Raw genomic sequence first — 18,130 nt, forward strand, 5'->3', positions numbered from 1 at the left:
TCCAAGGCAACATCCGTCGAACTGAATGGTATCAGCGCCATGCCGAAACTCGGTGCCGTCACGCCCATCCTGCGCATCTTCGACATCGCCAAGGCACGCGAATTCTATGTCGACTTTCTCGGCTTCAAGGTCGAGTTCGAGCATCGCTTCGACGACAATGCGCCGCTCTACATGGGTGTAATCCGCGACGGCTGTGTCCTGCATCTGAGCGAACATCATGGCGACGGCGCGCCGGGTATAGCCATGCGCATCAAGGTCGAGGACATCGCGGCATTGCACCGCGAACTGATCGGCAAGAGATACCGCTACGCCCGGCCGGGCCTCGAAACCACGTCGTGGCAGACCCGTGAAGTGTCGGTCGGCGACCCCTTCGGCAATCGCCTGCATTTCTACGAGGATGCAACAGACTAAGCCGGCCGGTTGACGAACGCCTCGCGGATCGCCTCCTGCATGCCGTCGATAGCTTCGCCTGAGGCATTTGGGCTGCGGTGCATCACCACATTCGAGGAATCGATATGGCCGAACCCGTCAGCGGCGGTGAGTTCACGACAGCCATCCGGAATATTGCTGTGCGAGATCGGCGCGATCGCCAGGCCAGAGGTGACGGCGAGCTTCAGGCCGCCGGTGGTGTCGCTGGTATAGGCGACACGGTAGGCCAGCCCACGCTGCTCAAGCGATTTGATGGCAAAGTCCTTGCACCAGCCGGCCCGGTTGTAGAGCGCGATCGGCACCGGCCGCTCCTCATGCATGTGATGCAGGCTCGATGTCACCCACACGGTCGGATCGTGCATCAGCACCTCGCCGCCGGAAGGATCCTGCCATTCGAACACCACGGCGAGGTCGAGTTCACCGGCCGCCAACGCTGCCAGCTGGGCGCCCGAATGTGCATAGCGCACGGTGACCTCGACCTTGGTGTGACGCTTCGAGAAGGCGCCGAGCGCGCGCGACAGGATGGCGTGACCATATTCCTCGGGAATGCCGATGCGCACAGGCCCGCCAAGCGGTGCCGCCGCCATCGATGCCGCCGTCTCGTCGAGCAGAGAGACGATGCGGCGGGCATTGACGATCAGCTCGCCGCCACGGCGCGTCAGCGCCACGCCGCGCGAGCCGCGTTCGAACAGGCTGTCGCCGACCAGCTCCTCGAGCTTCTTCATCTGCATCGACACCGCCGACTGGGTGCGCCCGGCCTGCTCCGCCGCCCGGGTGAAATTGCCCGCTTCGGCAATGGCGACGAAGGTGCGCAGGAGATCGCTGTCGAGGGTTGGCCGCATCGAATCCGTCATAAGCAAATTTGATCTCTGGTATCATTCCAATTCGTTTGCAACATGTCAAACGCCGCAGCATAGTCCGCTCGCCCATTGGATATGCCGCCGCGAAACCGGCTGCGGACCAATCAAAGAGTCCTCACTCATACCCGCTGCCCGAAACGGTGGCGGGTTCTTTTTACCCGCAGCCGGGCGGCTGCGGACAGGCAAGGGGCCGACGGGACGACATGCGCAACCGGATCGTTCTCGGCATCATCAGCCTGTGCCTTGGCGTGCTGGTGTTCTCGCTCCAGGACCCGCTGGTCAAGGCGGTGTCGGCCGGCTATCCCGTGACCGAGGTGATGTGGATCCGCTCGATCGTCGCTTTGCCGATCCTGATCTTTCTCGTTCGCGCCGACGTCGGCCTGCGGGCCATCGCCTCGAAGCGGTTCGGCCTGCTGACGATACGCGCCTTCATCCAGTTCTCCTCCTATACGGTTTACTATCTGGCCATCGCTGCCTTGCCGCTCGCCGACGCGGTGGCGCTCTATTTCATGGCGCCGCTGTTCATCATGGCGATGGCCGGGCCCTATCTCGGCGAGCGCGTCTCCTGGCAGGCTCTCGCCACCGTGCTGACCGGCATGCTGGGCGTGGTCGTGATGCTGCGCCCGGGCGCCGGCCTGTTCGACTGGGCGGCGCTGCTTTCGTTGGGCTCGGCTTTGCTCTACGGCTTTTCACAGCTGATGGCGCGCAAGATCGGCGACACCGAATCCTCCACCGTCATGGCCTTCTACCAGAACGGCGCCTATCTGGTCGGCGCCGCTGCGGTTGCCGGCACATTCTGGCTTGCCGGCATAACCCATGCTGTCCACCCCAGCCTCGAATTCTTGGTGCGGCCGTGGGTCTGGCCGACGACCCCGGATTTCCTCAAGATGGCGGCCTGCGGCTTCGTCGCTTCGGCCGGCATGATTCTGCTGTCGCAGGCCTACAGGCTGGCGCCCGCCAACCGCGTCGCCACCTTCGAATACACCGGCATCATCTGGTCGCCGTTGTGGGGCTTCCTGTTCTTCGACGAGGTGCCGCGCTCGACCACTGCCATCGGTGCGGCGCTGATCATCGGCGCCGGTCTGCTGGCGCTCAACACCGAACGGCGCCGGAGCGCTGCGCCTGTCCTCGCCGCGTCTCAGGATGTCGCCTGAAGCGTGTCAGGCGAAGCAGGCGAGCGCCTGGTCGACCCGCGAGCGGATTTCAGCCAGCGTGAAAGGCTTTTGCACGACGTCGATAATGACGCCGTTCAATTCCTCGGCGCGCTCGCGCTGGTCGGCATAGCCGGTCATCAGCAGGATCTTCATGTCAGGGAAAAGCTTGGCTGCGGCGATCGCCATCTCGATGCCGTCCATTTCCGGCATGCGGATATCGGAGACGACGAGGTCGTAACCGCCGCCTGCAGCACTGACCATCGCCAGCCCCTGCGCGCCGTCGGCGGCGATATCGATCGAGTGCCCGGCGCGTTCGAGCGCGCGGGCGGCGAGGGTGCGGACGGACTCATCGTCCTCGACGATCAGAAGCTTTGCCATGGGCCGGAATTTGGCGGGCAAAAGTTGACTTTTTCTGAAAATTTGAAGCGTCGGGGGCCTTTTCTCAGGCATCGCCTTTGACGACACCGACAAACGGCAGTTCGCGAAAAGCGTGAGCGACGTCCATGCCGTAGCCGACGACGAAGTAATCGGGACAGTCGAAGCCGACATAGTCGGCGTTCAGCTCGGTCTGGCGGCGCATGCGCTTGTCCAACAGCACCGCGATGGCGCAGCTTTTGGCGCCGCGCGACAGCATCAGGTTGCGGGTGAAGGAGAGCGTCTTGCCCGACTCCAGGATATCGTCGATCAGCAGCACGTCGCGGCCGGCGACCTCATTGTCGATGTCGCGCAGCACCCTCACCTCGCCGCTGGTGGTGCCGGCGCCATAGCTGGAAATGAAGATGAACTCGACCTCGGGCGACAGCCCGACATCGTGCATGGCGCGGATCAAATCGGCGGCGAAGATGAACGAGCCCTTCAGCACCGAAATCACCAGCAGGTCGTGATAGTCGTGCTCGGCGATCTCCTTGGCGAGTTCGAGATTGCGCCGCGCGATCGCGGACGCCGAAAACAGGACCTCGATGTCCTTGCCGCGCACAACTGGCATCAACAACCTTTCCAGAGAAACCGACTAGCCGGCGAAGGTGACCGCCACGGCCTTGACGCCGTTTCTAGGCACATCGAGGCGGCTGGAAAAGCCGAATCTTTCGCCGGGCGCCAGAGAACGGTTGGATGTCCCCAGAGTATAGCGGGTGATGCGGCTGTCATTGCCGGTGACACGTATCTCCAGCGGCGGCAATTGTCCCGCCTTTAAACCGTCATTGACGGCCTCGCCATCGACGAACAGCACCGGGGTGGATCCCGAGGCGTCGACACGCGAGGTGACGCCGGCAATGCTGAGTACGGCGCCCGCCGGCTGTTCGACTGTCCAGAACGGCGTCTGGCGCACCAGCGCGTGGCCACCCGAGACCCAGAAGGTGGCAAGGGCCGCACCGATGCCGGCAATCCAGAAGATCGGCCCGCCACGCGATGCCGGCCGCCCGGCTGACGCATCTGATTTGCGCAGCATCTCCATGCCTTCGATCGACGGCGTCGCGATGTCGCGCGCCGGCGTCGGCATGGCTTCTATCAGTGGGATCAGCTGCGGCAGCACCTCATAATCGGCATCGACGATGTCGGTCGCCACAGGACGCGATTCCGGTGCGACACTTGTCCCGGTCATGATTTCGCCGGAAACCGGGCGCGCGGTTCGTTGCTCAGCCATCATGGCCCCGCTGTTGCCTCTTCGTTTCTTTTGCGTAAATGGAAATGGTTAACGCTTCCCCACCGGAACCCTTGTGACGCACTCAAAAACAGCGAAAATTAACCGACGGTTAACCATGGCGGCCGATGGTCGTTGGACAGAAAGGGCTGGCACGCCGCCGCCCTCAGGTCGTCGCACGTGATCCGCTTCGAAAATGTCGGCCTCCGCTATGGCATGGGTCCGGAAATCCTCCGCGACATCTCCCTGCACATTCCGGAGAGCTCCTTCCAGTTCCTGAGCGGGCCCTCCGGCGCCGGCAAGACGACGCTGCTGCGCCTTCTGTTCATGTCGCTGAAGCCGACACGCGGGCTGATCACCATCTTCGGCAAGGACCGCTCGCGCATCTCGCGCGCTGAACTGCCGCATCTCAGGCGCCGCATCGGCGTGGTGTTCCAGGATTTCCGCCTGCTCGACCACATGACCACCTATGAGAATGTCGCTCTGCCGCTGCGCGTGCGCGGCCGCGAGGAAGCGAGCTACCGCACCGACGTCACCGAACTTTTGAAATGGGTTGGCCTGGGCGAGCGCATGCATGTGCTGCCGCCGGTCCTTTCGGGTGGCGAAAAGCAGCGCGCGGCAATCGCCCGGGCCTTGATCGAACAGCCCGAAATCCTGCTTGCCGACGAGCCGACCGGCAATGTCGACCCGCCACTGGCACGCCGGCTGCTCAGGCTGTTCATCGAGCTCAACCGGCTCGGCACCGCGGTGGTGATCGCCACTCACGATCTCGGCCTGATGGAACAGGTCGACGCGCGCCGCATGATCCTGGCCGGCGGAAGGCTGGATATTTATGACTGAAGTATCGGCCGAACAGCTGCATGAAGACGCCGCCGAACCGGCGACGACGACGCAGCGTGTCCAGCGCCGCATGGCGCCGATCGTGCCGGCGCAGAATATTGCCGGCCGCGCCTTGGTGCTGGTGATCGCCATCATGACCTTCCTGTCCTGCCTGACTTTCGGCGCCGTCACGCTGGTGCGCGACACTGCCTCGGTCTGGGAAAACCAGATCTCGCGCGAGGCGACGATTCAGATCAAACCGGTCGACGGCCTCGACATGGAGGCAGCCCTTGCCCAGGCCTCGCAGATCGTCGGCGAATTCCCCGGCGTGAAGGAAACCCGGATCATCGATCGCGACGCCACCGCGCGTCTGTTGGAGCCATGGCTGGGCTCGGGCCTGAATATCGACGAATTGCCGGTGCCGCGCCTGATCATCGTCACCATCGACGAGACCAGTCCGCCCGACTTTAGCGCCATCCGTGCGGCGCTCACGCCCAAGCTGCCGAGTGCTTCGCTCGACGATCACCGTACATGGGTCGACCGGCTGGTCGCCATGGCCCGCACCACGGTCACCATCGGCATCGCCGTGCTGGTCCTGATGCTGTCGGCGACGGTGCTGACCGTAGTGTTTGCGACGCGCGGCGCCATGGCCGGTAACGGCCATATCATCGAAGTGCTGCATTTCGTCGGCGCCGAGGCGCGCTTCATCGCGCGCGAATTCCGCTGGCATTTCCTGGTCACCGGCATGAAGGGCGCGGCCGCCGGCGGCGCAGCCGCGATCCTGGTTTTCATCGTCTTTTCTTGGTGGTCATCGCGCAACATGGCAACGCCGCAGGCCGACCAGGCCACCGCTTTGTTCGGCAATTTCGCCATCGGATCGGCAGGCTATCTCGGCGTCGGCCTGATGGTGCTGGTGATCGGCGGACTGACGGCGGCGACCTCGCACGCCACCGTCGTCGCCTATCTCAGCGACATCGATGTCCGCCAGCCGGATGCGGGGTGACCCGTGAGGGCAGAAGCGAAAACAGTTCGGGGGCAAGGACAGGAATGGAAGGGATCACGGATCGAAAACCGACGTAACGCAATGTGCGCTTTTTTCCTTACCAAAAAGGCATTTCAGGATTAACCATAGGATGATGAACGCGCGGGAGTCGACCGGAACGGCTGGACAGATGCCAGTGGTGCGTTCGCGTGTGCGCACCGGGCTGGGCCGTTTGCGCACCGCCCTGCGTCTCGCCTCCCTCTGTCTACTGCTGCTTGTGGCCCTGTTTGCCGGTGGCTTCGGCTGGTTCGCCAGCAAGGTCAGCCACATGACGACCCCGACCAACCCGGCCAAGGCCGATGCGATCATCGTCTTGACCGGCGGTCAGGCCCGCCTCGACGCAGCACTCGATCTGCTTGCCTCCGGCAAGGGCGAGCGGCTGCTGATCTCAGGCGTGCATCCCTCTGCCAGCCGCCGCCAATTGCAGGCTGCTACCGGCGGCGACAAGGCGCTGTTTTCCTGCTGTGTCGACATCGACCGCGCCGCGCTCGACACGATCGGCAATGCCGAGGAAAGCGCTAAATGGGTGGAGAGCCACGCCTATGGCAGCGTCATCCTCGTCACCAACAATTACCACATGCCGCGCAGCCTGCTCGAGATGGGCCGCCTGCTGCATGGCGCCAGGCTTGAACCCTATCCGGTGGTCAACACCAATCTGGACAATGGCGACTGGCTGACCAAGCCGGAAGCACTACGCGTGCTTCTGACCGAATACAGCAAATACCTGCTGGCGCTTGCGCGCGGCGTCGTCCCGGTCCGCCAGACTGCCGACAGCGTCGCACTGGCCGAGGTTTCGACCGCCAAGGACTAAAGCAATTCCAGGAAAAGTGTGTAGCGGTTTTCCCGGGAAAAGCACGTACGCTTTCCCTTGGGAATTGCGTCCAGACAGACGACTCTGACGGCGCTCGATTACCCCTTGGCCGTGCCGTCTTCCGCGCCACGCAGCCGCGCAATCTCCTGTTCGAGGCTTTCAATCCGCTTGTCGCGTTCGGCGAGTGCGGCCGCGACATCGGCGGCCTCGAATCGCTGCGGAATGTGTTGCGGGCAATTGGCATCCCAGGCCGAGACGGTGAACAAGATGACCTGCTCGGGGCGCGCCTTGTAGTCCTGCGGCATCAGCCTTGCCAGAAGCTCGGCATCGTCCTCGACGACGCGCGCCGTGCCCCAGATCTTGACGCGCTGGCGATGCGCATAGTCGATCAGGAACAGGAATGCCTGGTTGTTGTCGGCGAGATTCCCCTGCGTGATGAACTGCCTGTTCCCGGAGAAATCGGCAAAGCCGATGGTCTTCTCGTCCAGCACCTTGAGGAAGCCGGCTGGCCCGCCGCGATGCTGGATATAGGGCTGACCCTCGCCATTTGCCGTCGACAGGAAGACGCTGGTCTGCGCCGCGATGAGGTCGGCGAGGTCGGGCGTCATATGGGCGCGCCATCCGCCGCGCTCCTCGGCGCTGGCATAGCCCTTGCGTGAACCTTTGCGGGTCTGGATCGCCTTGACCGTCGGCGTGAAGGCGACATCGCTGGTGAAAGTATGAGCATTCATGGAAGCCTCCGCGAGGCCGAAACACGGCCATTGTACGCGGAGATGTAAGTCCTTTCATGTTTTGGATGTAGATGGCATAATTGTAAGCTATCCTTCCAATTTCCGGAAGAAGCTATGGATCGGCTCGAAGCCATGTCGCTGTTCGTCGTCGCGGTAGAAGCGGGCAGCCTTTCCGCTGCCGGCCGCCATTTCGGCATTCCACTAGCAACAGTCAGCCGCAAGGTTTCCGACCTCGAGAAGCACCTTCAGGCGCGCCTGCTGAACCGTTCGACCCGGCAGCTCACGTTGACCGATGCCGGCCAGGCTTATCTCGCCGCCTGCCGCCGCATCCTCGGCGAGGTCGGCGAAGCCGAACGCACCGCCGCCGGCGAATACAGCACGCCGACCGGCGATCTGTTCATCACCGCGCCAGTCGTCTTTGGTCGCCTGCACGTGCTGCCTGTCGTCACCGAATTCCTGGCGGCTTATCCTCAAGTCAACATTCGCCTGACGCTGGCTGACCGGATAACCCAACTGGCGGAGGAACATCTCGACCTTGCCATCCGCATCGGCGAGCTTGCGCCTTCGAGCCTCATTGCCATCCGCGTCGGCGCGATCCGTCGCGTCGTGTGCGCCAGCCCCGCCTATATCGCCGCGCATGGCATGCCGCGGACGCCGGACGATCTGGCCGCGCATGAATGCATCAGTTTCGAAGGGCCTGCAGCGCTCGCCAGCTGGAGCTTTGCCGGCGACAAGGGCGAACTGATCGTGCCGATCCACTCACGGCTGCGCGTCAACACGGCGGAAGCTGCAATCGATGCCGCGATTGCAGGCGCCGGGATGACGCGGGTGCTCTCCTACCAGATCGCGGACGCAGTACGTTCCGGCGTGCTCGTCCCGGTCTTGCGACCCTTCGAGCCGCAGCCGTGGCCGGTGAGCCTCGTCCATGCCGGCCAAGGCCTGCTGGCGGTGAAACTCAGGGCGTTCCTCGATTTCGCCGCTCCGCGGCTGAAGCAGCGGCTGTTGCAGGCGACGTGGTGAGTTGAGGCTGGCTTGAGTCAGTGGCGAGCCGGCCTATGTCAGGCCATTGCGGCGTTTCCTTTTTGCCCGCGCTTGGTGTAACCAACGCACACCTCCTCAACGGGCCCTTCCCCGCATGCTCTATATCCGCTCGCTGGCGTTCAACTTCGTCTTCTATGTCAATCTGATCGTCCAGATGGTCCTCTGGACCCCTTACTACTTCCTCTCGCCACGCCATCGCGCCTGGTTCGTGCCGAAATTCTGGTCGCGCACCAGCCTGTGGCTCTACGACAAGATCGCCGGAACCAGGAGCGACATCACCGGCGTCGAGAACCTGCCGGAGGGCTCTTTCATCCTGGCGCCGAAACACCAGTCGTTTTGGGACGCGATCGCTTTCTTTCCCTTCCTCCACGATCCGCTTTATATCCTGAAGCGCGAGCTGACCTGGATCCCCTTCTTCGGCTGGTACATCCTGAAGATGCGGATGATCCCGGTTCACCGCGGCAGCCGCTCCAAGGCGTTGAAGCAGGTCGTTGCATCGACAAAGCAGGAGATGGGGCGCAATCCGCGCCAGCTGATTATCTACCCCGAAGGCACGCGCCGAGCGCCAGGCGACGAGCCGGCTTACAAATACGGCATTGTCGAGCTCTATACGCAGCTTGGCATCCCGGTGGTACCGGTCGCCCATGTCGCCGGCCTCTATTGGCCTCGCCGTAAATTCTTGCGCTTTCCCGGCACCATCAATGCCCGCTTCCTGCCGCCGATTCCGCCCGGGCTCGGCAAGGACGAATTCATGGACCGGCTGATCGGCGATACGGAAGCCGCCTGCGACCAGCTGCTGATCGAGGCATCGCAGGCTCCTAACCCGCCGCAAATGCCGCCGACGGCGGTCAAACGGCTGGCCGAACTCGCCGCGGCCGCCAAAGCAATTCCAGGAAAAGTGTGAGCGGTTTTTTCCGTGCCGAATTGCGTCAAAACAAAAAAGACCAAAGCTTGATCTCTTCTGCGAGCCGGCTCAAGGCCACGCCGCCAGCGCCGTGGTCAGCACCAGCGTCGCCGCGAAGGCCAGATTGATGATCCGCGACGCCAGCGGCTGGCGCAGGGTGCGGGCGAAGGCCGCGCCGGCCAGCAGCCACAGCACATGAATGGCGACGATCATCAGGGTGAGAACCGCCAGCCTGGCCGGGATGCCGAGAGCATCGGCGCCGGCTGCGGTCGCGGAGCCAGCAAGGACCGCAGCAATCGCCACATAGGCTTTCGGGTTGGCAACGGCGAGCAGGAAGCCGCCGAGGAAGGTCGGCAGAACCGCGCTGCTGTCACGCGCGGCCAGCGGCGGCGCCGTCGCTATTCTGTAGGCGAGGTAGAGAATATAGGCGGCGGAAGCGACCGCCAGCACTGGCGCTACGCCCGGCATCGAGGTGAGGATAGCCTTGATGCCGGTGGCCACGACCAGCAGCACCGCGACCGTGCCTAAAATGATCCCCGATGTGTAGTGAAGCGAATTGCGCAGGCCGAAGGCGGCCCCTATCGCCGTGACGCTGATCGTCGCCGGGCCAGGACTGCCCATGACGACGGTTGCCGCCAGCACCAGCGCCAGCAATTGCTGCCAGGGCTGCGCCTGCGAAAGAATGTCTGCGGCCATGCTGCCTCTTCTCCACAATAATGGAGAACAGTGTGGCAAGGCGGACAGCCGTCGTCTTGAACGATCGTGCCGAACCTGCGCGGCTAGGCGCTGGCCTTGTCCAGCGCCACGAGATCCTCCGCGCTGAGCTTCAGCGATGCGGCGCGCACCAGGCTGTCGACCTGGTCCAGCGTCGTGGCGCTGGCGATCGGCGCGGTGATGCCGGGCTGCGCCATCACCCAGGCGAGTGCTACTTCCGCCTGCTTGGCCGAATGGCGCGCCGCCACAGTGTCGAGTGCGGCCAGAATGCGCATGCCGCGCGCATTGAGATAAGCCTTCACGCCGCCGCCGCGTTCACTTTTGCCGAGATCGGCCTCGCTACGGTATTTGCCGCTCAAAAACCCCTTGGCGAGGCTGAAATAGGTGATGACGCCGATATCCTCGGCCACGCACAGATCATGCAGCGGCCCGTCGAAGGATGAGCGGTCGTAGAGATTGTATTCCGGCTGCAGCACGCTGTAGCGCGGCAGCCCGCGCAGGCTGGCAACATCGAGCGCGGCGCGCAGCTGGCCGGCGTCAAGATTCGAGGCGCCGATATGGCGGACCTTGCCGGCAGCGAGCAGCTTCTGGTAGGCGCCGAGCGTCTCTTCGTAAGGCGTGGTCGGGTCCGGCCAGTGCGACAAATACAGGTCGATCACATCGGTCTGCAGCCGCTCAAGCGACGCCTCGACCGCCCTTTCGATATGGGCAGCGGACAGATCCTTCTTGCCTTGTCCCATATCCGAGCCGACTTTGGTGATGACGATGATCTTGTCACGGTTGCCGCGGCTTTTCATCCATTTGCCGATGATGGTCTCGGACTCGCCGCCCGCGTGGCCCGGCACCCAGCGCGAATAGGCATCGGCCGTATCGATAGCGTTGAGGCCGGCGTCGCCGAACCGGTCGAGCAGGTCGAAGGAGGTCTTCTCGTCCGCGGTCCAGCCGAAGACATTGCCGCCCAGGACCAGCGGCGCGATGGAAAGGTCGGTTTGACCGAGACGGCGTTTTTGCAAGACGGGGCTCCGTGGGCTGGCGGCGGGCGACCCGAATGCTTCGGGCCGCAGCTAAGCTAGGTCTCGCCGCGCCGAGGTCAAAGGCCTCAGCCAATTTTTCCAGCGGGCCAGCGCTTCACAAAGGCGCGAGCGCTTCGCCTGCAGGCTCGCCGTGGTCTACCGGCTCACGAGGCGATCCGCTTCGCCACCTCTTCCAGCCAGTGGTCGCTGATACCCAGCGCCGCGAGATGCTGCAGCGTGTTGAGCACATAGTCCTCGTTGTTTCCGGACTGGCCGACGGCGCCACGGATAACACCTGCCGCATGCGCGGCATCGAGCCCGCCGGCATACTGCTCATGCTGGCGGTCGACGATATAGGCGACCGCTTTCACTCTCTCTCCCGCGGCCGCACCATTCACGTCGAGACTGATATCGAGCACACGCTCGAGGTAGACGCTGGTCACCAATTCGCGCTCGCGCAGATAGGTCAGCACCTCATCGCGCAGCTCGCCGGGCACGCGAAACGCCAGCCCGATGCAGGAGCCGCCACGGTCGAGGCCGAGCACCAGGCCCGGCCGCTGACGCGTGCCGCGATGCACGAAGGAATAGACGCAGAGCGACCGGCGGTAGCCGTAAAGCCGCGCGCGGCGGGTCTCGACATGCGCGAATCCCGGTCGCCAGATCAGCGAGCCGTAGCCAAAAACCCAAAAATCGCCCATATCGCCAAGCCTGATTGCACGAGAGTGACGCCGCCGCATCGGAATCGGTGCTCTTCTGTTCTTTTTGCTTGTTGCGTAAGCCACAGTCCACCCGCAACACGCCCGCGTTAATGAAAGCCGCAGCATGACGTCAAGTGACGAGCGTCCGTCGAAGTTTCGCCGCCGGCTGATGTGGCTCGCTGCCTTGGTCGTTATGCTGTTCGGCGTCTACAGCGCGGTCTGGTTCTATGTCGCCGGTCGCGTCAGCAGCGAAGCCGACAAGGCGGTGGCCTCGCTCAAGGACAAAGGCATCGAGGCCGGCTGCGCCAACCTCACCGTCAGCGGCTACCCCCTGAGTTTTGCCATCTCCTGTGACAATCTGGCTTACGAGGACGACGCCAGGAACGTTGCCGCCTCGGCAGGCAGCTTCAACTTCGTTGCAGAGCTCATCCGGCCTTTGTCGCCTGCCGCCGAGTTGCGTGGGCCGCTGCGCACCTCGGTGCCGGGGATGGCGCCGCTATGGATCGACTGGGACAATCTGCAGGCCAATGCCAAGCTCTCCTGGCCCCTGCCCCGGAGCATTTCGCTGCAGGCGGAGAGCTTGTCCGGCCAGACGGATCCGGCCGACGACACTGATCCGGTTTCACTGTTCAGCGCCGGAACCGCGGCGGGCGAGTTGCGACCCGACGGCCAGGACATCGGCTACGTCGGCAGCTTCACCGATCTTGAGATCGACGCCGACGCGATCGGCGGGCGCGTGCTGCCGCCGCTCGACGGCAGCGGCGACGCGACGCTGAAGAACGGCGTCGCGCTGATGAAGACGCAGGCCAGGAGCCTGCGCGGCCAGGCGGTCGACATCCACAAGCTCGATCTGTCGTCGCGAACCGCGCGCATCACCGTCTCCGGCCCGGTGTCGGTCGACGCCAACGGCCAGGTCAATGCCGACCTGACGATCAAGCTGCAGGATCCCAAAGCCGTGGCGGCAATTCTCGCCACCGCAATCCCCGAGCAGAAGAGCCAGATCGAGCAAGGCTTTGCCGGTCTGGCGCTGCTCGGCAACGAACCGTCGATGCCGCTCAAGGTGGTGAAGGGCAAGGTCTCGCTCGGCTTCATTCCGCTGGGCAAGATCAAGCCGCTCGATTAGAGCAATTCCAGGAAAAGTGTGAGCGGTTTTCCGTCCGGAATTGCGTTAACACAAAGAGATAGAGCATGATCGCAAAGAGCGGGAACGGCTTTTGGGGAGAGATCATGCTCGAGCAAGCCGACGCATGAACCGACCGGTGAAACTGCTGAGCGTTGGCGCGCTGACGCTGGATACCATCCTGCGCGTCGAAACCCTGCCCACGCATCAGGGCAAGTTCATCGCCTCGGACGGCATCCAGATCGCCTCGGGCATGGCGACAAGTGCTGCCTGCGCCGCCCGCCGTCTCGGCGCCGAGGTGTTCCTGTGGGCAAGTGCAGGTGACGATGCCGTCGGCGACCAATTGCTGGCCGGCATCGAGGCCGAGGGCGTCGATTGCCGCTTTGTCCGCCGCGTCGAAGGCGCCCGCTCGGCGCTGGCCGCGATCCTGGTTGACGCTCATGGCGAGCGCATCATCGTGCCCTTCTACGACCCAAAGGCGCAGGCCGACCCCGAGGCGGTGCCTGTCGCCGATCTTTCCGGCTTCGATGCCGTGCTGGTCGATGTGCGCTGGCCGGGCGCCGCCGCTCTTGCCTTGACCGCCGCGCGCGACGCCGGTTGCCCGGCAATCCTCGACGCCGACACGGCGCCGCTGGAGGTGCTGGAGCGTCTGTTGCCGCTGGCTTCGCACATCGTCGCTTCGGAGACGGCTGCACGCATTATCTGCGACCACGCGCTGGATCCCGAAACCGCCTGCGCCGACCTCGCCAGCCGCACAGACGCCTTTGTCGCGGTGACCGGCGGCGCCGCGGGAAGCTGGTGGCATGACCGGTCCGCCGGATGCGTGCGCCACATCGCGGCGCCGAAGATCAAGGCGGTCGACACGCTGGCCGCCGGCGACGTTTTCCACGGCGCCTTTGCTGTCGCGTTGGCGGAAACCATGCCGATCGAGCAGGCGTTGCGCTTTGCCAGCGCGGCGGCCGCGCTCAAATGCCAGCGCTTCGGCGGCCGGCTGGGGGCGCCAAACAGGGACGAGGCAATGGCCATGGTCGCGGCGACCTGGCCCGTCTGAAACAGATTTAACTTTTCACCGGGTGCTCGACCGCCTGCCGGCCGAAATCCGGCACGTCGATATCCTGGCCGGCCTCGATGATCGAACGGCGAACGGCCCGGGTGCGGGTGAACAGGTCGAACAGCTTGTCGCCGTCGCCCCAGCGGATCGCCCGCTGCAGCGAGGCGAGGTCCTCCGAAAAGCGCGCCAGCATTTCCAGGATGGCATCCTTGTTGTGCAGGCACACGTCGCGCCACATGGTCGGGTCGGAGGCGGCCAGACGGGTGAAGTCGCGGAAACCGGAAGCCGAATATTTGATCACTTCCGACTTGGTCACCGATTCCAGATCGTCGGCCGTGCCGACGATGTTGTAGGCAATGATGTGCGGAAGATGCGAAACGATGGCCAGCGTCATGTCATGATGCTGCGGGTCCATCGTGTCGATGTTGGAGCCGCAGCGCCGCCAGAATTCCGACAGCTTTTCCAGCGCGGCCGGATCGGTTCCCGGCAGCGGCGTGAAGATGCACCAGCGGTTTTCGAACAGCTCGGCGAAACCCGCATCCGGGCCCGATTTCTCCGTACCTGCCAGCGGGTGCCCCGGAATAAAGTGCACGCCGTCCGGTACATAGGGCTGCATTTGCGCAATGACCGAGGCCTTGGTCGAACCGACATCGGTGAGGATGGCGCCCTTTTTCAGCGCCGGCGCGATCTCTTGCGCCACCTCGCCCGACGATCCCACTGGCACCGAGACGATGATCAGGTCGGCATTGCGGACCGCTTCCCTGGCGTCGGTGGTGTAGCTCTCGCCAAGACCGAGCTCCTTCGCCCGTGCCAGCGTGGTCGGGCTGCGCGTCGCGATGGCGACATGGCGGGCCAGGCCCTCGCGGCGGATGATGCGGGCCAGCGACGAGCCAATCAGGCCGATGCCGACCAGCGCGATCTTTTCAAACATCGGTGAAGTCATTGTTTCAGCTTTTCAGGAATGTCGTGAGGGCATCGATGACGCCGCGATTGGCTTCTTCGGTGCCGACGCTCATGCGCAGCGCATTGGGAAAGCCATAGCCGGTAACGCGCCGCAATATATAGCCGCGCTGGGTGAGGTAGTCGTCCGCCGCCTCAGCCGAATGCTTCTTGTCGTCGGGAAAGTGGATGAGGACGAAATTGCCGACGCTGGGCGTCACGCGCAGCCCAAGCTTCGTCAGTTCTTCATTCAACCAGGTAAGCCAGGTCTCGTTGTGCAACGAACTGCGCTCGACATGGGCGCGGTCGCGGATGGCGGCAATGCCGGCCTCGATCGCTGTTGCGTTAACGTTGAAAGGGCCGCGAACACGGTTGATGGCATCGACGATGTGCAGTGGGCCATACATCCAGCCGATGCGCGCGCCGCCAAGGCCGAGCTTGGAGAAGGTGCGGGTCATGACCACATTCTGCGCGCTGCCCGCCAGCTCGATACCTGCCTCATAGTCATTGCGCCTGACGTACTCGGCATAGGCCGCGTCCAGCACCAGAAGCACGTTGCCCGGGAGCGCGGAATGCAGGCGGCGGACCTCCTGGAACGGCAGATAGGTGCCGGTCGGGTTGTTGGGATTGGCGAGGAAGATGATTTTGGTCCGCGGCGTCACCGCGGCCAGGATCGCGTCGACGTCGGCGCGCTCCTCGGTTTCCTTCACAGCAACCGGCTTGGCCCCCGCCGACTGAATGTAGATCTTGTAGACCATGAAGGCATGTTCGGTAAAAATCGCCTCATCGCCTGGCGCAAGATAGGTCTGCGCCAGCAGGCCAAGTATCTCGTCGGAACCGTTGGAGCAGATGATGTTTGCCGGGTTGAGGCCGTGCACCTCGGCGATCGCCTCGCGCAGCCGGCGGGCGGTGCCGTCGGGATAGACATCAAGCTTGCTGGCCACTTCGCGCGCGGCCTCGATCGCCTTCGGCGACGGGCCGAGCGGGTTCTCGTTCGACGACAATTTATGGATCTTGGCGACGCCGGCAGGTGCCGTGCTCTTGCCTGGTACATAGGCGTCGATGTCCATGATGCCCGCGCGGGGCGTCGGTCGTGCCTTGTCCGCTGTCTTGTCCATGTCGCAAATCCATCGAGAATGCCTCCGTCCGGAGGCCGCAGCGGAAATACAAGCCGTAGCCGCGAATGTCGAGAGGCGGGCAATAGCTGGCCGTTGACGCCGGGCCGCACGAGTTCTAGAAGAACGCAACAGTTCCGTGGTGATTTGGCCGGTCGGCTTGCAGCCACGTTAAACAACTCGCTAAAGGGCCGTTTGCGTGACGTAACCGGCTTTGCGATCGCATTGCCGGTTTTTTATTGCCTGACGGCGGGCAAGGAGAGTCACATGGCCGCGCTCCGCGCTACAAAAACCAACAACGAGGCCGACAACCCGTCGAGCCCTGTGTTGCGTTTTGGCCCTGACAAGCCGCTGAAGCTCGACGCCGGCACGCTTTTGTCGCCGTTCCAGATCGCCTACCAGACATATGGCGCCCTCAACGATGCCCGCACCAACGCCATCCTGGTCTGCCACGCGCTGACCGGCGACCAGCATGTCGCCAGCACCAATCCGGTGACCGGCAAGCCCGGCTGGTGGGAAGTGCTGATCGGTCCCGGCAAGATCATCGACACCAACCGCTTCTTCGTCATTTGCTCCAACGTCATCGGCGGCTGCCTCGGCTCCACCGGTCCGGCCTCGACCAATCCCGCCACCGGCAAGCCCTACGGCCTCGACCTGCCAATCATCACCATCCGCGACATGGTGCGGGCGCAACTGATGCTGGTCGACCATTTCGGCATCGAAAAGCTGTTTTGCGTGCTCGGCGGCTCGATGGGCGGCATGCAGGTGCTGGAATGGGCGTCATGCTATTCCGAGCGCGTCTTCTCGGCCCTGCCGATCGCCACAGGCGCACGCCATTCCTCGCAGAACATCGCCTTCCACGAGGTCGGCCGCCAGGCTGTCATGGCTGATCCGGACTGGCATGGCGGCAAATATTTCGAGCACGGCAAGCGCCCGGAAAAGGGGCTCGCCGTGGCGCGCATGGCCGCCCACATCACCTATCTGTCGGAAGCCGCCCTGCATCGGAAATTCGGCCGCAATCTGCAGGACCGCGAAGCGCTGACCTTCGGTTTCGACGCAGATTTCCAGATCGAAAGCTATCTGCGCCACCAGGGCATGACATTCGTCGACCGCTTCGACGCCAACTCCTACCTCTACATGACCCGTTCGATGGATTATTTCGACCTCGCCGCCGACCATGGCGGCCGGTTGGCAGATGCCTTTGCCGGGACCAAGACCCGCTTCTGCCTGGTGTCCTTCACCTCGGACTGGCTGTTCCCGACCGAGGAGAGCCGCTCGATCGTGCATGCGCTCAACGCCGCCGGCGCCTCCGTCTCCTTCGTCGAGATCGACACCGACCGCGGCCATGATGCCTTCCTGCTCGATGAACCCGAACTGTTTGCCGCCATCAAGGGCTTCATCGGCTCGGCGGCCCGCGCAAGGGGGCTCGCCTCATGAGCGTCAATGGCAGCCAGCGCGTCGACCTCGAAGTCGTGGCCAACCTGATACCGCCGCAGTCGCGGGTGCTCGATGTCGGCTCCGGCGACGGCCTGCTGCTCGAACTCCTGCAGGAGACCAAGCAGGTCGACGGCCGCGGGCTGGAGCTGTCACAGCGAGGCGTCAATGAATGCGTTGCGCGCGGCCTCTCGGTCATCCAGGGCGATGCCGACACCGACCTCGAATTCTATCCGGACAAGGGTTTTGACTTCGTCGTCCTGTCACAGACGCTGCAGGCGACCCGCAACCCGAAGCTGGTGCTCGACGAGCTGCTGCGAATCGGCAACCGCGCCATCGTCTCCTTCCCCAATTTCGGCCACTGGCGGGTGCGGCTGTCGCTGTTCGTCAAGGGCCGGATGCCGGTGACCGCGGACCTGCCCTATTCCTGGTACGACACGCCCAACATCCATTTCTGCACCATCCGCGACTTCGTCAATCTGGTCGAGGAACTCGGCGCTTCGGTCGAGAAAGCCACCGCGCTCGACGGCAACGGCCAGAAGATCGGCCTGTCGATGCCATGGTGGTTCTGGAATTTCTTCGGCCAGCAAGCGGTGTTCTTGCTGAAGCGGTAGTT

The 18,130-nt window shown here is 63.8% G+C and carries 21 protein-coding genes and 1 riboswitch; of the genes, 11 read left to right on the plus strand and 10 right to left on the minus strand.

Going from position 1 to position 18,130, the window contains the following annotated elements:
• Nucleotides 1-39 precede the first annotated feature (39 nt).
• Nucleotides 40-411, plus strand: a complete 372-nt coding sequence (locus tag AC3EMP_RS00410) for a glyoxalase superfamily protein (protein ID WP_023685340.1) — start codon at nucleotides 40-42, stop codon at nucleotides 409-411.
• Here the strand turns inward: AC3EMP_RS00410 and AC3EMP_RS00415 are convergent.
• Nucleotides 408-1,271 (minus strand): LysR family transcriptional regulator, encoded by an 864-nt coding sequence (locus AC3EMP_RS00415; RefSeq protein WP_023701399.1) that lies wholly within the window; start codon nucleotides 1,269-1,271, stop codon nucleotides 408-410. The two genes, AC3EMP_RS00410 and AC3EMP_RS00415, sit on opposite strands and share 4 nt — an antisense overlap.
• Nucleotides 1,272-1,492: 221 nt before the next feature.
• Between AC3EMP_RS00415 and AC3EMP_RS00420 the strand changes: the two genes are divergently transcribed.
• The gene (locus tag AC3EMP_RS00420) at nucleotides 1,493-2,443 is read left to right on the plus strand and encodes a DMT family transporter (protein ID WP_023804532.1); all 951 of its coding nucleotides are present in this window, start codon (nucleotides 1,493-1,495) and stop codon (nucleotides 2,441-2,443) included.
• Between the two features lie 6 nt (nucleotides 2,444-2,449).
• On the opposite strand, the gene AC3EMP_RS00425 is transcribed toward AC3EMP_RS00420, so the two are convergent.
• The 3 genes from AC3EMP_RS00425 to AC3EMP_RS00435 all read right to left on the minus strand — a co-directional run bounded on the left by AC3EMP_RS00425 (nucleotide 2,450) and on the right by AC3EMP_RS00435 (nucleotide 4,088).
• Nucleotides 2,450-2,821 (minus strand): response regulator, encoded by a 372-nt coding sequence (locus AC3EMP_RS00425; RefSeq protein ID WP_023698715.1) that lies wholly within the window; start codon nucleotides 2,819-2,821, stop codon nucleotides 2,450-2,452.
• Between the two features lie 64 nt (nucleotides 2,822-2,885).
• Nucleotides 2,886-3,428 (minus strand): hypoxanthine phosphoribosyltransferase, encoded by a 543-nt coding sequence (gene hpt, locus AC3EMP_RS00430; RefSeq protein ID WP_023673315.1) that lies wholly within the window; start codon nucleotides 3,426-3,428, stop codon nucleotides 2,886-2,888.
• Nucleotides 3,429-3,452: 24 nt separating this feature from the next.
• Entirely contained in the window at nucleotides 3,453-4,088 is a 636-nt protein-coding gene (locus tag AC3EMP_RS00435) for a hypothetical protein (RefSeq protein ID WP_352597618.1), read from the minus strand.
• A 174-nt stretch (nucleotides 4,089-4,262) separates the two neighbouring features.
• Between AC3EMP_RS00435 and ftsE the strand changes: the two genes are divergently transcribed.
• The 3 genes from ftsE (at nucleotide 4,263) to AC3EMP_RS00450 (ending at nucleotide 6,754) form a co-directional block, all read left to right on the plus strand.
• On the plus strand, nucleotides 4,263-4,922 hold the full coding sequence (ftsE, locus tag AC3EMP_RS00440; protein ID WP_023685344.1) for a cell division ATP-binding protein FtsE: 660 nt from the start codon (nucleotides 4,263-4,265) through the stop codon (nucleotides 4,920-4,922).
• Nucleotides 4,915-5,904 (plus strand): cell division protein FtsX, encoded by a 990-nt coding sequence (locus AC3EMP_RS00445; RefSeq protein ID WP_023701396.1) that lies wholly within the window; start codon nucleotides 4,915-4,917, stop codon nucleotides 5,902-5,904. Before ftsE ends, AC3EMP_RS00445 begins: the two co-directional genes overlap by 8 nt.
• A gap of 130 nt (nucleotides 5,905-6,034) precedes the next feature.
• A complete protein-coding gene (locus AC3EMP_RS00450) occupies nucleotides 6,035-6,754 on the plus strand; it encodes a YdcF family protein (protein ID WP_023737444.1) in 720 nt (239 codons plus the stop codon).
• 98 nt (nucleotides 6,755-6,852) lie between these two features.
• Here AC3EMP_RS00450 and AC3EMP_RS00455 read toward each other — a convergent pair whose 3' ends face one another.
• Nucleotides 6,853-7,485: a pyridoxamine 5'-phosphate oxidase family protein gene (locus AC3EMP_RS00455; RefSeq protein WP_352597619.1), complete on the minus strand. Its 633-nt coding sequence runs from the start codon at nucleotides 7,483-7,485 to the stop codon at nucleotides 6,853-6,855.
• Nucleotides 7,486-7,599: 114 nt separating this feature from the next.
• Between AC3EMP_RS00455 and AC3EMP_RS00460 the strand changes: the two genes are divergently transcribed.
• Entirely contained in the window at nucleotides 7,600-8,505 is a 906-nt protein-coding gene (locus tag AC3EMP_RS00460) for a LysR family transcriptional regulator (protein ID WP_352597620.1), read from the plus strand.
• A 115-nt stretch (nucleotides 8,506-8,620) separates the two neighbouring features.
• On the plus strand, nucleotides 8,621-9,430 hold the full coding sequence (locus AC3EMP_RS00465) for a lysophospholipid acyltransferase family protein (RefSeq protein ID WP_352597621.1): 810 nt from the start codon (nucleotides 8,621-8,623) through the stop codon (nucleotides 9,428-9,430).
• A 69-nt stretch (nucleotides 9,431-9,499) separates the two neighbouring features.
• On the opposite strand, the gene AC3EMP_RS00470 is transcribed toward AC3EMP_RS00465, so the two are convergent.
• From AC3EMP_RS00470 to AC3EMP_RS00480, 3 genes are all read right to left on the minus strand, one after another.
• Complete coding sequence (locus tag AC3EMP_RS00470) at nucleotides 9,500-10,126, minus strand: LysE family translocator (RefSeq protein ID WP_023698717.1); 627 nt, start codon at nucleotides 10,124-10,126, stop codon at nucleotides 9,500-9,502.
• A gap of 83 nt (nucleotides 10,127-10,209) precedes the next feature.
• Nucleotides 10,210-11,157, minus strand: a complete 948-nt coding sequence (locus tag AC3EMP_RS00475; RefSeq protein WP_023731073.1) for an aldo/keto reductase — start codon at nucleotides 11,155-11,157, stop codon at nucleotides 10,210-10,212.
• Between the two features lie 164 nt (nucleotides 11,158-11,321).
• Nucleotides 11,322-11,855, minus strand: coding sequence for a gamma-glutamylcyclotransferase (locus AC3EMP_RS00480; RefSeq protein ID WP_023754180.1), 534 nt, complete (start codon nucleotides 11,853-11,855; stop codon nucleotides 11,322-11,324).
• Nucleotides 11,856-11,979: 124 nt separating this feature from the next.
• On the opposite strand from AC3EMP_RS00480, the gene AC3EMP_RS00485 reads away from it, so the two are divergent.
• Together AC3EMP_RS00485 and AC3EMP_RS00490 are read left to right on the plus strand one after the other, a co-directional pair.
• Complete coding sequence (locus AC3EMP_RS00485; RefSeq protein WP_023832505.1) at nucleotides 11,980-12,978, plus strand: DUF2125 domain-containing protein; 999 nt, start codon at nucleotides 11,980-11,982, stop codon at nucleotides 12,976-12,978.
• 124 nt (nucleotides 12,979-13,102) lie between these two features.
• The gene (locus AC3EMP_RS00490) at nucleotides 13,103-14,026 is read left to right on the plus strand and encodes a sugar kinase (protein WP_023731075.1); all 924 of its coding nucleotides are present in this window, start codon (nucleotides 13,103-13,105) and stop codon (nucleotides 14,024-14,026) included.
• A 7-nt stretch (nucleotides 14,027-14,033) separates the two neighbouring features.
• On the opposite strand, the gene AC3EMP_RS00495 is transcribed toward AC3EMP_RS00490, so the two are convergent.
• Both AC3EMP_RS00495 and hisC read right to left on the minus strand, forming a co-directional pair.
• Entirely contained in the window at nucleotides 14,034-14,969 is a 936-nt protein-coding gene (locus AC3EMP_RS00495; protein ID WP_023731076.1) for a prephenate/arogenate dehydrogenase family protein, read from the minus strand.
• Nucleotides 14,970-14,973: 4 nt separating this feature from the next.
• Nucleotides 14,974-16,083, minus strand: coding sequence for a histidinol-phosphate transaminase (gene hisC / locus AC3EMP_RS00500; RefSeq protein ID WP_352713350.1), 1,110 nt, complete (start codon nucleotides 16,081-16,083; stop codon nucleotides 14,974-14,976).
• A gap of 126 nt (nucleotides 16,084-16,209) precedes the next feature.
• A riboswitch (SAM riboswitch) is annotated at nucleotides 16,210-16,287 on the plus strand.
• A 60-nt stretch (nucleotides 16,288-16,347) separates the two neighbouring features.
• Between hisC and metX the strand changes: the two genes are divergently transcribed.
• Nucleotides 16,348-17,517, plus strand: coding sequence for a homoserine O-acetyltransferase MetX (metX, locus tag AC3EMP_RS00505; RefSeq protein WP_023685352.1), 1,170 nt, complete (start codon nucleotides 16,348-16,350; stop codon nucleotides 17,515-17,517).
• Entirely contained in the window at nucleotides 17,514-18,128 is a 615-nt protein-coding gene (metW, locus tag AC3EMP_RS00510; RefSeq protein ID WP_023685353.1) for a methionine biosynthesis protein MetW, read from the plus strand. The genes metX and metW overlap by 4 nt, the downstream gene beginning before the upstream one ends.
• The last annotated feature ends 2 nt before the right edge of the window (nucleotides 18,129-18,130 follow it).

This window comes from Mesorhizobium sp. P160219 (assembly GCF_057786095.1).